The sequence below is a fragment of the Acidocella aluminiidurans genome (assembly GCF_055383125.1).
In genome coordinates, this window is the sequence record NZ_AP031589.1 from 1,496,581 (window position 1) to 1,510,283 (window position 13,703).

At 56.5% G+C, this 13,703-nt stretch carries 10 protein-coding genes; 8 read left to right on the top strand and 2 right to left on the bottom strand.

Annotated elements, in window-relative coordinates:
* Positions 1 to 111 precede the first annotated feature (111 nt).
* The 8 genes from ACZ46S_RS07595 to ACZ46S_RS07630 all read left to right on the top strand — a co-directional run bounded on the left by ACZ46S_RS07595 (position 112) and on the right by ACZ46S_RS07630 (position 11,871).
* Entirely contained in the window at positions 112 to 1,935 is a 1,824-nt protein-coding gene (locus ACZ46S_RS07595; protein ID WP_464063999.1) for a tyrosine-type recombinase/integrase, read from the top strand.
* Positions 1,925 to 2,989 carry a tyrosine-type recombinase/integrase gene (locus ACZ46S_RS07600; RefSeq protein WP_464064000.1) on the top strand — a complete coding sequence of 355 codons (1,065 nt, stop codon included), beginning with the start codon at positions 1,925 to 1,927 and terminating at the stop codon, positions 2,987 to 2,989. The genes ACZ46S_RS07595 and ACZ46S_RS07600 overlap by 11 nt, the downstream gene beginning before the upstream one ends.
* Before the next feature lie 438 nt (positions 2,990 to 3,427).
* Entirely contained in the window at positions 3,428 to 3,916 is a 489-nt protein-coding gene (locus ACZ46S_RS07605) for a hypothetical protein (protein ID WP_464064001.1), read from the top strand.
* 478 nt (positions 3,917 to 4,394) lie between these two features.
* Positions 4,395 to 6,152 (top strand): recombinase family protein, encoded by a 1,758-nt coding sequence (locus ACZ46S_RS07610; RefSeq protein ID WP_464064002.1) that lies wholly within the window; start codon positions 4,395 to 4,397, stop codon positions 6,150 to 6,152.
* Positions 6,153 to 6,860: 708 nt separating this feature from the next.
* A complete protein-coding gene (locus tag ACZ46S_RS07615) occupies positions 6,861 to 7,949 on the top strand; it encodes a site-specific integrase (RefSeq protein WP_464064003.1) in 1,089 nt (362 codons plus the stop codon).
* Between the two features lie 140 nt (positions 7,950 to 8,089).
* Positions 8,090 to 9,249 (top strand): IS3 family transposase gene (locus tag ACZ46S_RS07620; protein ID WP_464064004.1). Its coding sequence is split into 2 segments (ribosomal slippage): positions 8,090 to 8,348 and positions 8,348 to 9,249, totalling 1,161 coding nucleotides; the frame shifts between segments, so codons are not numbered across the junction.
* 87 nt (positions 9,250 to 9,336) lie between these two features.
* Positions 9,337 to 9,753 (top strand): group I intron-associated PD-(D/E)XK endonuclease, encoded by a 417-nt coding sequence (locus ACZ46S_RS07625; RefSeq protein WP_464064270.1) that lies wholly within the window; start codon positions 9,337 to 9,339, stop codon positions 9,751 to 9,753.
* 15 nt (positions 9,754 to 9,768) lie between these two features.
* A complete protein-coding gene (locus ACZ46S_RS07630; protein ID WP_464064005.1) occupies positions 9,769 to 11,871 on the top strand; it encodes an AAA family ATPase in 2,103 nt (700 codons plus the stop codon).
* 244 nt (positions 11,872 to 12,115) lie between these two features.
* On the opposite strand, the gene ACZ46S_RS07635 is transcribed toward ACZ46S_RS07630, so the two are convergent.
* Together ACZ46S_RS07635 and ACZ46S_RS07640 are read right to left on the bottom strand one after the other, a co-directional pair.
* Positions 12,116 to 12,289: a zinc-binding dehydrogenase gene (locus tag ACZ46S_RS07635; protein ID WP_464064006.1), complete on the bottom strand. Its 174-nt coding sequence runs from the start codon at positions 12,287 to 12,289 to the stop codon at positions 12,116 to 12,118.
* 57 nt (positions 12,290 to 12,346) lie between these two features.
* Positions 12,347 to 13,494 (bottom strand): IS3 family transposase gene (locus ACZ46S_RS07640; RefSeq protein WP_464064007.1). Its coding sequence is split into 2 segments (ribosomal slippage): positions 12,347 to 13,245 and positions 13,245 to 13,494, totalling 1,149 coding nucleotides; the frame shifts between segments, so codons are not numbered across the junction.
* Between the last annotated feature and the right edge of the window lie 209 nt (positions 13,495 to 13,703).

The window sequence follows — 13,703 nt, forward strand, 5'->3', positions numbered from 1 at the left end:
GTGCGCGTTTGATCACGTCTGAGCGCGTTCGACCAGACGCCCACAATAACACCCGCACTCTTCAACAAAGGAAAACCTCACAACCATTCTTGTGAGTGAGAAGGAATGATAATGTTTGATCACGTAAGTGATATTGCGCCGGCCCAAAATATTGGCCGGCAGGTTCCAAATTCGGCGCCCGCGGCTCACTTCACAGGCGTCCTCGCCGCAATCGAGTGCGCCCCGGACCTTTCGCCCAAAATCCGAGAGAACCTGCGCGGCGCCGTCAAGAAGGCAGCAAATCTGATCTCGGCCCAAGGGCTGAATGGCAAGGTCGATATCCCGAAGCTGCAACGGAAATTCGAACAGCTCACCCCGGCCATACTCGGCATGAGGACCGACAATGCCCTAGCTGCGTTCAAATCGAATCTCCGCCGGGCGCTGCGTCTAGCCGGCCATGATATCATGCCCGGCCGACATGTAACGCCGCTCAGTGCTGGCTGGACCAAGCTGATGGCCATGCTGAACGGCGGCCCAATGGCCATCAAGCTCAGCCGCTTCGCCCATGTCGCCTCCCAACAGGGGTGGGAGCCAGAAGACATTACCCAGGCTCACCTGGAACGGTTCGCGGCCATTTTACGCCAAACCAATCTTGGCTCAAAAGCCGAAAAAATCGTGCGTGGGACTGTCGCCGCCTGGGCTCACGGGCGCCGCAACTGCCCGCACTGGCCAGGCAACGACCTCGGCCTCCCACCCGCAGAGACACGGTTTTATGCGCTCCCCTGGGAAGCCTTCCCAGCCAGCTTCGCTGAAGACGTGGAAAACTGGCTTGCTCGCCCATCCTCCGACCTCCAGCATCTGCTTGCCTCCATCGCCGAGACTGGCGCGGTTCCTGCGCCACCCTCTCTGAAGGGACGCAACAATGGCACGCTTCGTGCTTGCACCGAACGCAACTATCGTGACGCCCTACGCCGTGCGGCTTCCATCCTGGTTACGACTGGCTATCGTCATGTAGGGGACATTAGCGGCCTTTCCGCCGTCGTCGGCGTGGCTGAGCTCCAATGTGTCCTGAAATTTCTCGCCGCCCGGACCAACCGCCAAGATGGCGGCCACCTGGGCTATATCGCCTTCCATTTCTATTTCATTGGGCGCGATTATCTCCACTTACCCGCGCATACACTGAAACAACTGGAATTTCTGTGGCGCAGGACGAGAGGCAAATACGGGGAAATGTCGCCGCGCAGCTTCGCGCGTCTCTGCCAATTCGATGATCATGCGAAAACCGTCAACATGGCGCGCCTGCCCCACGCCTTGGCCAAAGCCGCCCGCCAACGGAACCAAATCGATGCGCGCGCCATTAAACTCATGCGCACGGCGCTGTTTACGGCGATCGCATTGGATACCGGGCTGAGGGCTGGGAATATCGTCAATCTGCAACTCGACAAGCACATCACCTTCACCACCCGCAACAAACAGAGCATCGCGATCATTACCAACCCAGGCGAGGAGGTTAAAAACGGCGAGACGCTGATCTCCGAACTCAGTGCAGAGAGCACAAAGCTAATGGAACTTTGGCGTGATACGTATCGGCCAAGCGTTTGCGCGGCTGACAAACGACAAGCCCCCTATTTGTTTCCCAGTCAGTCGGGCATGCACCTGACCACGGCGCTGGCGCTGCAAAGCCTCAAAGACCTTGGCGCATATCACGCCGGCCTGGACGTGACGCCCCATGTCATCCGGGCGTTTCTCGGCAAGCTGATGCTTGATGATACCCCTGACGGCCACGCGGCGGTGCAGGCGGTTCTGGGCCACAACAGCATTGAGACGACCTTGCGCTATTACGCGCCGGTCCGGCCGATTCAGGCCAAGCGCAGGGCGCAACGCCTCCTGCTCGCCAAGCAAAAGCATCCGCTCGACCGGGTCGTCACCGCAAAGGGGGCAAATCATGGCTCCTGAGCCTCAACACCGCCGCGCCCTGCCGATGCAGGAATGGCCCGCCCAGGATCGCGCTCTATGGGATGCTGCGCAGGCAGAATGCCCGTTTACAGTCGAACGCCTACCGCTTTCAAAATGGTGCCTTCGACAGCGCCACGAGGCCGCGCATAATTACGGCATCTGGCTGCAATATCTTGCGCAAACTATGCCAGCGCTGTTGGCCGAGCCGCCAGATGCCAGGATAACGCCGACCCGCCTCGGGCAATTCCTGATGGAGCGACAAACGCAAATACAGATCAGCACCTTGGCCAAATCGGTGGCCGATTTATACGGAATCATGATCAGCCTCGCGCCCAGCGGTGACTGGAACTGGCTCAGACAAATGCGCCACCTGGTCTCCGCGCAAGCCAGGCGACAGCCCGCGAAAGCAAAGGCTTTGACCTACGCCACCGACCTGCTCAGCGTCGGCAAAAATCTCATCGAGGCTGCCTGTGCCGGTACCAGCAGCGCCCAAGACCCCGTCGCGTTCCGCGATGGGCTGATCCTGCTCATGTTGATCCTGGTCCCCGTGCGCATCACCCAATTCTCGATGATCCGGCTGGACGAGCATTTGCTTCAGAGCGCGGACGGGGAATGGCAACTCCGCTGGCAGGCGTCTGAGACCAAGACCCGGCGCGAGATAACCTACCCGCTGCCCCCCGAATTGGCCGAAATTCTTCACCTATATATAGAGCAGGTCCGGCCTCGGTTGCTCGCACGGGCAAGAGTGCCTGCTATAACCGCGCGTCTCTGGATCGGTGTCAGCGGTGCCGCGATCAGCGCCCAGGTGCTTCGCAAAATCATCGGCTCCCGGACCAAGGAGGCCCTGGGATATCCGGTAAATCCCCACGCCTTCCGCAGCTCTGCCGCCAGCAGCTATGCCATCGCGGCGCCTGAGTACGCCCGCGAAGCCGCCGCACTGCTCGATCACAACAGCTTCCAGACGACCGAGCGCTATTACCTGCTGGGTCAACGGCAGAAGAATTTGATAGCCGCGCAGAACGCCGTGAACCGGGCAAGACGGATCAAATTTTGACGCGCAGAGCGGTGCGCCAGGCGCACCGCTCGCAACACGCCAGGCGCCCTTGGCCAAGCCCGTTTTCCAAAATTAAGTCATTGTTTTCAATGATTTTATTTTTCTTTTTCGGGCTTATTTTTCTTGCCCTGGCATGGCAGGGGGCTAAGTTTCCGTTTCACCTTATTAAGGAGTTTTCGTTTTGAGCCTCGTTCTTTCCCTGCAAAGCGGCGATCAGATCACCGTGGCCGATCTGCTGCTGACGCTCCACGCCTCTCCGCCCCGCCTTGTCGCTGGGGACAAGATCTTTCCGCTCTCGGACGCGGACACAGCACTCCCATACGGCGTAACGATATCGCTCGCCCCGCCTATGACAAGCGCCAAGCCGTCCGCATTGAGCCTACGCTTCACAGCGCCTCGTCATGTCACGATCACCCGCATTCGGGGAAGCCACGCAGAATGACCCTCCTCACCGGCCGCACCTACGAATTTGAAGTCAGCGTCGAACTCAACGATGCTCTCTCTCTGGTGCCGGGGGAACTCGGCACCTACCTGACTGACGCGCTGTTTGACCTCGACCGCCTCGCCCTTCTCTTTCCCAGCCTGAAGGTTCCAGAACCGGGCGAGCGCATCCTCAGCGTCAGCTTCAAACAAATAGGCTATACCCGTCGCTCTGAGAGCGGCGCCGGCATTCCGCAGCCTGCCCAGACGCCCATTGTCGATTCCGAGCAGCGCGAACGTCTCTCGTCTATAGAAGACGTCACACTGCGGATCAGCGACATCATCCACGACCTTCGTCTCGTGAAGGCCAAGGCGATTGCGATGCACGAGCAAATGAGCGCCAACACGCAATGGACCCGGCCGCAAGCCCATAACGCGCAGCGCCTGCTCGACGCCCTGCACGCCATGCTCGAATCGCACGCCACGCATATCGAACCTTTGCTGTAACCGCGCGGCTGACCGCTCCTGCTGCCTTTTCAGGGGGCGGTCAGCCTACTCAACCTGCCCATTGCAGATCATTGCAATTGAGCCGGCTTCGACACAAATAATTCGTCAGCTAACGAATGACCCAACACAAATCCAGCCAATCCTCCGGCCTACACGCCGACAACGCTCGGCGAAGCCGGGAAAGGGTCGAACCAACAGGCCGTATTTTTTCGCTTGTTGCAATTGAGCCGGATACGTAATGGCTCAGCTGAGGTCCACTTGCCGCCCTTGCGCATGAATCGCGTTGACGATGCCCGATGCTCCCCGCCATGCGCAAGCGTGGGAACACTGAAACGGACCTACAAAGCCGCCGGGACCAAAAGCTCCCAGCGGTTGAATGTGCTCCCGCACCCGCATTGCCGATCACTGACCAGGAAAGAGCCTTGTTTGCCGCGCTCTTCGGCGCCTTAATCGATCAGATCCTGGCGGAACCAAATAAATGAAGCATCCTATTCCCGCTGCCGTCTCACCCTCGATGCTGCCTAAGCGCGTCGCCGTGTATGCCCGTGTTTCCACTGTGAAGCAGGCCGAGGCTGACCTTTCCATTCCCGACCAGATCGCCCAGGCTAAATCCTGGTGTGAGCGCCAGGGCTACGATCTGGTACAGCACTATGTCGAGCCAGGCGCCTCAGGCACAGATGAAAGCCGGCCGGTTTTCCAGCAGATGCTGACAGATGCCCGCTCACAGCCCCGGCCCTTCGACCTCATTGTCGTTCACAGCTTCAGCCGCTTCGCCCGCGATAATTTTGCCTACGCCGTGGCCAAGCGGACCTTGAACAAGGCCGACATCGCCGTGCAATCCATCACCCAGCCTCTCGCTGATGACCCTACCGGGCAGATGGTGGAAAGCATTCTGGTGGCGTTCGATGCCTACACCTCCAAGGAAATCGGCAAACATACGGCCCGGGCCATGAAGGAAAATGCCCGCCAGGGCTTCTGGAACGGCAGCCGCCCGCCGCTTGGCTATGATGTGATCGGTGCTGAACAACGCGGCCAGAAGGTCAAAAAACGGCTGGAGATTAACGCCACCGAAGCGGCCCTCGTCCGCCGCATTTTTGGCCTGTATCTCGGTACCGAGGGCGTACAGCTGGGCGTGAAAGCCATTGTCACGAAGCTGAACGCAGCTGGCGAGAGCTTTCGTGGCAAGCCGTTCATGATCTCCAGCATCCACCGTATCCTGACCAATGAAACCTACACCGGCCAGCATTGGTTCAATGTGCAGGATAGCCGCTCCGGCGCCATCCGGCCTCGGCAGGAGTGGATCGGCATCGAAGTACCCGTCATCATTCCCCGGCAGACCTGGGAAAACGTCCAGGAACAGCTGCGTGAGAGAGCACCACAGAAAATCCCGGCGCGCGTGGTGAATTGTCCGACGCTGCTGACCGGCATTGCCGTCTGTGCCCATTGCGGGGCCGGCATGACGCTGCGGACAGGCAAAGGCTATCGCTATTACACCTGTGCCGGACGCGCGCAGAAGGGCCCCACACGCTGCGGTGGCTGCGCGGTGTCCATGCCGAAGGTCGATCAAACTGTAATCGAGACACTCTCTGAGCGCATCTTCACGCCCGGCCGACTGATCGATCTTGTCTCCGGCTATTTGGACAAGGCCAAGGCGGACGCGCAGCAGCAGCGCAGCCAGCTGGGCCAGATCAAAGCCGACCTCACGGAAACGGAGGGCGCGCTCAAACGTCTGCTCGGCATGGTTGAGGCCGGGTTGATGGAGCTCGACGACCCTGCGCTGCGCGAACGCCTCTCCGCCCTAAAAACCAAACGAAAGACCCTGACCGCACAGCTTAAACAAGCCTCGGACCTGCAACCCGCCAACCGTCCACATCTGACCGAGGCCAAGCTCCACAGGCTCAGCGAAACCGTCCGCACCGCGCTACACACGGCACCGCCCGAAATGCGCAAGGCCTACATCAAATTATTCGTGGATAAGGTTGTCGTTAGTAAGCAGGAAGTGGAACTCAGCGGGCCGAAATCCCTGCTTGCCAGAGCCGCTCTCACCGACCTTCCGAACACGCCAGCCGAAGTTATTACTTTTGTTCGAGAATGGCGTCCCCAAGGGGAGAAGACGACAAAACCGAAACAAGATATTGATCAGGAATGTGTTTTTCCTGCTAAATATGGATGCGACCGCGTTGGTGGCACAGTCGTGTGTCACATGACTTCCGGCACAAGTCAATCTTCCTGCTAATGGCTTAGCCAATTTCAATTTGAGAGCGTGCACTGATTTGGTTGGCGCTGCCTCCTCTGAGAGCTTCTCAGGATGCTAAAGCCGTCATTTGTTCGAGCAAAAAGTTTTTTAGCCACCACAATCGCTTCTAGGGCGCCTAAAATACGGGTTTTTGAGCCGATTTAGGGCTTTTTGGCTTCGAATCTCTGACCCGGAGCCGCGCGCAAAACCCAAAGCATTGAAAACAAACAATTTTCTTGAAGCGTCCTTTTTCCAAATAAAACAGCCAATTTTCCTACGCTTACGTCGGCGATAGCGCATTCAGATCCGCCGATAGGATAGGTGACCGACCGGTTTGGGGGAGCAGTCGAGTTTATCGAATGCCGGCCAGAAATCGTTTTATCTAAAGACAGAAAACTACCTTTACATTTCACCTTCTAAGATTAGAGAAGAACGGTTCAGGTAAAAGTCTAAATCTTATCGATAAGCACCAGCTTCCGCCAAGAATCAACTCTCAAAAAATATCAAATTTTCGGTCGGCACTTATAATATATGATAGAATTAAAACCCTTAAATATGTAAAAGCAAAGGCATGTTCTGGTAAAAGTTGAAGTAGGTTTTAGTAAAAGCAAAGTATTATTGCCGATTAATGATGACGTCGGACATTTTTTTACTGAAAGTCGAATGAAAATATTTCGTGGTTTCAATCAGCGTCGATAAAATATCCTCATGACAACGAACCCTACGCGACATCAGACCGGGAGTATGCCTTTACACAAGAGAATAGACATACTTTTTTCAGTTATTGATGAGACGATCAAATCCGTAAACTTGTCACCTTCTGAAAAGACTATTACACAATATAAAGACGCGTCGGAGAGGATGGCGCGCCGGAACCTTGCTCCAGAACATATCGGAAAAAATTCCAGAAATTCATTCAATCTGTATAGGGCAGCGCTCATCTTTGAGTGCGCATCTTATTTGTCAGATATCAAACATAACTGGAATAAAATTACTAAACACGTACCGGACACGGCAAAACATAATCAGCTTGATCTCCTCGAACAGCATTTGGATTTGCTCTTCCGATACAGGACGAGAAACAAATCGGAGCCAAGCAAATGGTGCAAACCTCCTTCTGACGAAGTCGAAAAGAGCAAGCGAAGAAATCTACATCGCCTTCCTGTGCAGTGGCGTCAGGAAATTATTCATGCTTCCAACTTTACCGAGTATTATACGGCAGTGATCATTTTGGCTTTAACGGGCCTAAGGCCATCAGAGCTTCTAAATGGCGTCGCCATTCAAAAGACGAGGCATCATTTGCTTATTACAATCCAAGGTTCGAAAGTTACTTCATATTCTGGTCAAGCAACGAGGACCATAACAATTGAGAGACACGGAGAATTCACGGAAACGCTTGCTGATCACCTACCCCGCGAAAACGACGAATATATAATAGACATTTCAGATCCACGGCGGTTTAGCGATTTTATCCGAAATATATCTCGTCGACTTTTCAAAAACATCGACTATATCGCTGCGCCATATAGCTTCCGCCACGCACTCTCTTCGGATCTAAAACGCCGCAGGTTGGCTAAAGAAGATCTCGCAAAATTTCTAGGCCATTTATCTGAACGCTCGCAAACTGCTTACGGACGAAAATCGATGGGTGGAATTCCATTGGCACCGATCGCGTCTGTCGAAGCATCTGGGCATACGATATCCCGGCAGCCGATCTGGGCGATTACCCGAGTCAATGCAGCATCTTCAAATCACGATTCGGAAATGCAAAGCTTTGGGCCAGCCTCCTCACCTTAACTTATTTTCTTATTTGAACAGGCAGGCCAACAATAAGTTGGTTACTATTCGCCCTCAGTTCGTCGGATCGACATGAGGACAACAAAACTGGAGTTGCCCCGGTTTGGTGGACACTTTTAAGCTTTGTTTAGAGGTGTCTCATGCAACGATATCGAGCGGCGTATCCGCCTGAGTTTCGGCGGCAAATGGTTGAGCTGGTGCGGTCTGGCCGCACGCCGGAAGAGTTATCCCGTGAATTTGAGCCGACGGCGCAGTCGATCTGGTCCTGGGTGAAGCAGGCGGAGCGCGATGCGGGCAAGCGGGCAGATGGCCCGAGCAGTGCCGAGAAGGACGAGCTGGCCCGGTTGCGCCGGGAGAATCACCGTCTTCGTCAGGAGCGTGATATTTTGGCAAAGGCGGCGGCCTGGTTCGCGAAGGAGAGCAAGGCCGGCCCGAACGGGTCTTCCGGTTCATGAGCGCGCACCAGGCCCACTATCCCATCCGTACCATGGCGCGGGTTTTGAAGGTTTCCACGTCCGGCTATTACGCCTGGGCCAAACGCCCTGCACCGGCCCGCGCGGTTGCCGATATCGCCCTGACAGCGCGGATCCGCACGATCCATACAGCTTCCTGGAAAACCTATGGTGCGCCGCGGATCCATGCGGAACTCAAGGAAGGCGGCGCGGCCATTTCGCGCAAGCGCATCGCCAGGCTGATGCGCCGCGCTGGTTTGGCGGGTGTCAGCCGCCGCCGTCGCCCGGTTACGACGAAGCGTGAGCCAACACACCATCCCGCTTCCGATTTGGTCAGACGGAATTTTGCCGCGGCAGCGCCAAACCAGCTCTGGATTGCCGACATCACCTTCATCCCGACTTGTGCCGGGTTTCTGTATCTGGCGGTGGTGATCGACGCCTGGTCACGCCGCGTTGTCGGCTGGTCCTTCGCAACGGATCTCAAAACCCGGCTCGTTCTCAATGCTTTGGATATGGCTTTGGAACAACGCAAGCCAGATGACGTCATTCACCATTCGGACAAAGGCTCGCAATATACATCCCTGGCCTTCGGCGCCCGCTGCACCGAGGCGGGCGTGCGCCCCTCTACCGGCTCCGTCGGCGACGCTTATGACAACGCCATGTGCGAAAGCTTCTTCGCCACGCTGGAATGTGAACTGATCGATCGACGCCGGTTTCAGTCACAGACGGAAGCCAGAATGGCCGTTTTTCACTTCATCGAGGGTTTCTACAACCCAACAAGGCGGCATTCAGCACTCGGCTATCTCTCGCCAATCAACTATGAAAGGGCGCATGCAAAAGGACTATAAAAAACTGACCCCGTAACCGTCCACTAAAACGGGGCAACTCCAGTTTTGTCTCGCCTGCAGCGTTGGGGCATACCAGCCCAACCGGCTATGGCCGGCGTGGCTTATGATCTGATCGCCGACGTTGCGGGCATCGACATGCTTCGGATTCAAGTCAAAACCAAGAGTAAGCTCAAAGGCCAACGCTGCGCATTCGCGTTGACCCGCGGTTTTTATTACTCCCGTTCGGGAACCTTCCGTTATCACAAAGATGACTTCGATATCGCCGCTTTCGTATGCCTGGACGTCGGTTGCATTTTCTTTCGCGCCGCACCGGTCGACTGGATTAGTGTGCGAACGGCTTGGCTCCGCTCGCCTGGGATTGACCGCCAGACGTTCGAGATCGCTCTTCAGACCTATCAACGCCAGAAGAAAATCAACCAGCTCGCTTGGTTGGCCGCGATGTCGCCGGAGCCGCCACGTGCGGAAGCCATCCCGCCCAATGCACAAACCTCCTTCTCTTATTGAACGGGGACAATCAGCATGAAAATCGCGCGTGATACAGAAACGCCCCTCGACAATGCGCCCCTGCCTGACGCTCCCCCGGAGAACGATTGGCAGGCCCAGCTCAAAGACATTGATGATGATCTACACGAACAGGTCAAGGCGCCTGACGCTCCGCCGGACTGCGCGATCCTGTTTGGCCGGCAAATGGTCTATGCTGGCCTCAGCGCGGCGGATCGGCGTTTTCCTCTGGGAATTTACATCGTCCAGGCACCGTCTCAGGCATGGTGTGAAATCGTTGGAAAGGTCTTGCCTGAGATCTACCTGTGCCAGTTGATTAGGCCCCTCACCCGACGTCCGCCTGCATCCAACTTTCGGTACAAGCGGCCGCGCACCCACTTACTGGCAGGGCGCCCTGACATTGGCGTCTGCATGGCCCCAGCGTCGCAGGACCTCAACCAGCAACAGGCCATGATCGCTACGGCGACAGCGTGGCAGGCAGAGGGACGTTCGGTATTTATCGTGACGAGTGACCCCGCAACCATCCCTCAGCCGCTTCGCGCCCTATGTTCTCGTAATTTCATGTTGCCTGAACCCAACGCGGCGCTCCTGGCCTGCGCGGTCGAATCTTTGACGGGTGAACGGCATAAAGCCGCATTTTACTCTGGGATCCATTGTCAAACACTCTCCCCTGAGGTGCTGCGGCTGGCCTACCACCAAGGCATTTCTGCTCTTGAGTATGCGAAGCGCCTTGGGCTTTTGACGCAGTCCACTTTCGTCGCCTCCCCGAAAACAATGAAACCTGTCACCCCGCTGTCTCGGTTGCACGGAATTGGCGAGGTCACCGCCTGGGCGACAGACCTCCGGGCCGACCTGGCGCTTTGGCGGCAGGGAGCACTGCAATGGGCCGAAGTGTCGAGCGCAGCGCTGCTTGTCGGCCCACCGGGTACCGGCAAGACCACGATTGCGCAGGCAATTGCCGCCGATTGCGGCATAGACTTCATCTCCACCTCGTTTGCCGCCTGGCAAGCGACTGGCGAGGGCCATCTCGGCACCGTCACCAAAGCGATGCGCGCCGCTTTCACTGATGCACGCGCCAAAGCGCCGGTTGTTCTTTTCATCGACGAACTGGACAGCCTCGGGCAGCGAGGAGCATCTACCCGCGACAACTCATATTGGACGGCCGTCATTAATGCCTTCCTGGAACAGACCGACGGCACGACCAGCAATGAAGGGGTCGTCCTTATCGCTGCCACGAATCATATCGCGTCCCTCGACCCAGCAATCCTCAGATCAGGACGTCTGGAGCGCCATCTTGTCCTGATGCTGCCGCCCCCGAAGGCTCTCGCACTTATATATAAAGACGAACTCCACGCGACGCTGACAGAGACAACAGATGATCAGTATACTCGCTTGGGCCAGATGAGTGCAGGACGGAGCGGAGCCGATGTCATGACAATCTGTGCTACGGCGAAGCGCATGGCTCGGCGCGAGAAGCGGCAATTTGTTTTCGACGACGTCATCACTGCCATCATCGGCGCCCAGCTGGTGAACGATCCTGAGACCCGCAAACGCATCGCCCTTCACGAGGCAGGCCATGCCGTTGCTGTGCTGGTCTCGCCTCACCTGCAACTCGAACATGTTTCAATGATCGGCTCCGCCTCTTCCGGAGGGCGGGCTTTCTTCAAACCGTGTCAGACGCTGCTCACGCGTGAAGGCGTCGATGCTTGCCTCATCGCCATTCTCTCTGGCAGGGCCGCTGAAGATGTTTTGTTGGGATCCATCAGTTCAGGCTCAGGAGGGCCAAAAGACAGCGATCTTGCGTGCGCGACAGAGTTGGCCGCCCAGGCCGAGTTCGGCTTTGGCCTCGGCGACGGACGCCTCATCTGGCGGGACGTCTCCACCAACGAATTGGCCCAGAAGGTTTTCTCCGCCCGTCCGGATTTCGAACAACTCGTGCAAGAACGCCTTGCCGCAGCTTATGCAAGCGCGCGACAGTTGATGATGAAATATGCCGCGCAGGTACAAACATTAGCCAAAGAGCTGGCCTCTCAGTCCGTCCTCACAGGCGATCAAGCCCGAACATTGGTCAAACCCGCGATTAAAACGGTCACTCACTCCCGATCATTTGCTCTACATTAACCCACCGCCCGGCAGCGCCTTAACCCGCAATAGAATTCTCACGCCACCAAATCTATTACGGCGTGGGAATTCTCTGCTGTCCGGCAGCTTCCGACCCAATTATGCCTTTGAAGGTGAGGTCGGCGCTTCCAGAAAGCAGACGTAATTTAGTGGCTACACTTGAGCACACAATAAAAACCCATTTTTGCTCCTGCTCTAGGTTTTTTTACATATTGTGCGGAATGCAACCGTGTTTAGCCGGCGATTAGAATCCCTCGAGAACAATTTTACCCTTCGCTGTACCGCCTTCGATCTGGGAATGCGCCCGCTTTAAATTCGCTGCATTGATCGGCGAGAGCGTTTCGGTAAGTGTCGTTCGAATTTTTCCTGTATCGATAAGGTGCGCCACCCGGGCGAGCAACTCTCCCTGCTTATACATATCCGCCGTTTGATAGATTGGGCGCGTTGAGCTACTGCCGATTTGGTGGACAGCAAGTTAAGCTAGCACGGCCTTGGCCTCGAACTCCATGGGACTGAGATAGCCCAATTTCGAATGCCTCCGCCGTGGATTATAGAAACGCTCGATATAGTCGAATACATTGGCTCTGGCCTGGTCACGGGTGCGGTAGGTTTTGGCAGCCGTGCGCTCGGTTTTGAGCGATGAGAAGAAGCTCTCCATTGCCGAATTGTCCCAGACATTGCCGGCCCGGCTCATGGAGCAGGTGATGCCGTTGTCGGCCAGCAAGCGTTGGAATTTCTCGCTGGTATATTGCGAGCCCTGATCTGAATGATGAAGTAGCGCGTCGGCCTTGCCGCGGCGCCAGACGGCCATCATCAACGCATCCATGACCAGCGCCGCATCGCGTTCCGCCTTCATCGACCAACCGACGATGCGCCGGGAGAAGAGGTCAAGAACCACGGCCACATACAGCCAGCCTTCGGCGGTCCAGATATAGGTGAAGTCAGCCAGCCATTTCTGGTTTGGCCGGGCGGCGGCGAACTCCCGATCAAGGATATTATCGGCGATCACAGCACGTTCGCCCTCGTCCTTCGGCTTGGCCCGGCGCTTCGGGCGGGCCCGGAAGCCGTTCTCGCGCATCAGCCGCTCAACCCGGTGCAGACCGCAGGCCAGGCCCTCTTCGAGCACATCACGCCACACGCGGCGCGCGCCATAGGTTCTGTCACTGGCCTTGAAGCTCGTGTCGATCGCCAACGCCAGCTTCCCATCGTACACAGCCCGGTCACAGGCAGGCCGTTTGAGCCAGGCATGGAAGCCGGAACGCGATACCTCAAGAGCATTGCACATCCAGTTCACCGGCCAGATATGCCGGTGCTTCGCGATGAAAGCGAACTTCAAGTCGACTCTCTCGCGAAGAATGCCGCGGCCTTTTTTAGGATGTCACGCTCCGCCTTGAGCTTGGCGACCTCCTTCTTGAGGGCCGCAATCTCAGCCAGATCGGCCCGCTGCTGGCCATGGCCTGGGAAGGCCGTCGCAGGCGCCGCCGCCAATTCACGCATCCAGCGGCGCAACACGCTCTCCGCCAAATCCAGGTCACGGGCCGCCTGCGCCACTGATACGCCCCGCTCCGTAACCAGCTTTACAGCCTCGGTTTTGAACTCAGCTCCAAACTTTCGTCTCGTCATGAATACTCTCCGGTTCATGGGTCACGATCTTATCCTCGTGTCCACCAAACCGGCAGCAGCTCATATTTTGAAGGTATCTTTTTGATGTAAATCATGGTCGAAATATTTCAAAATAATTACCTCAAGTTAATGTTATGTAAATCTGACGATCCGTCCGTGCCATAACAGAAATCCTGAAGGATATGAGGGTGACGTTTAAATAGGAACAG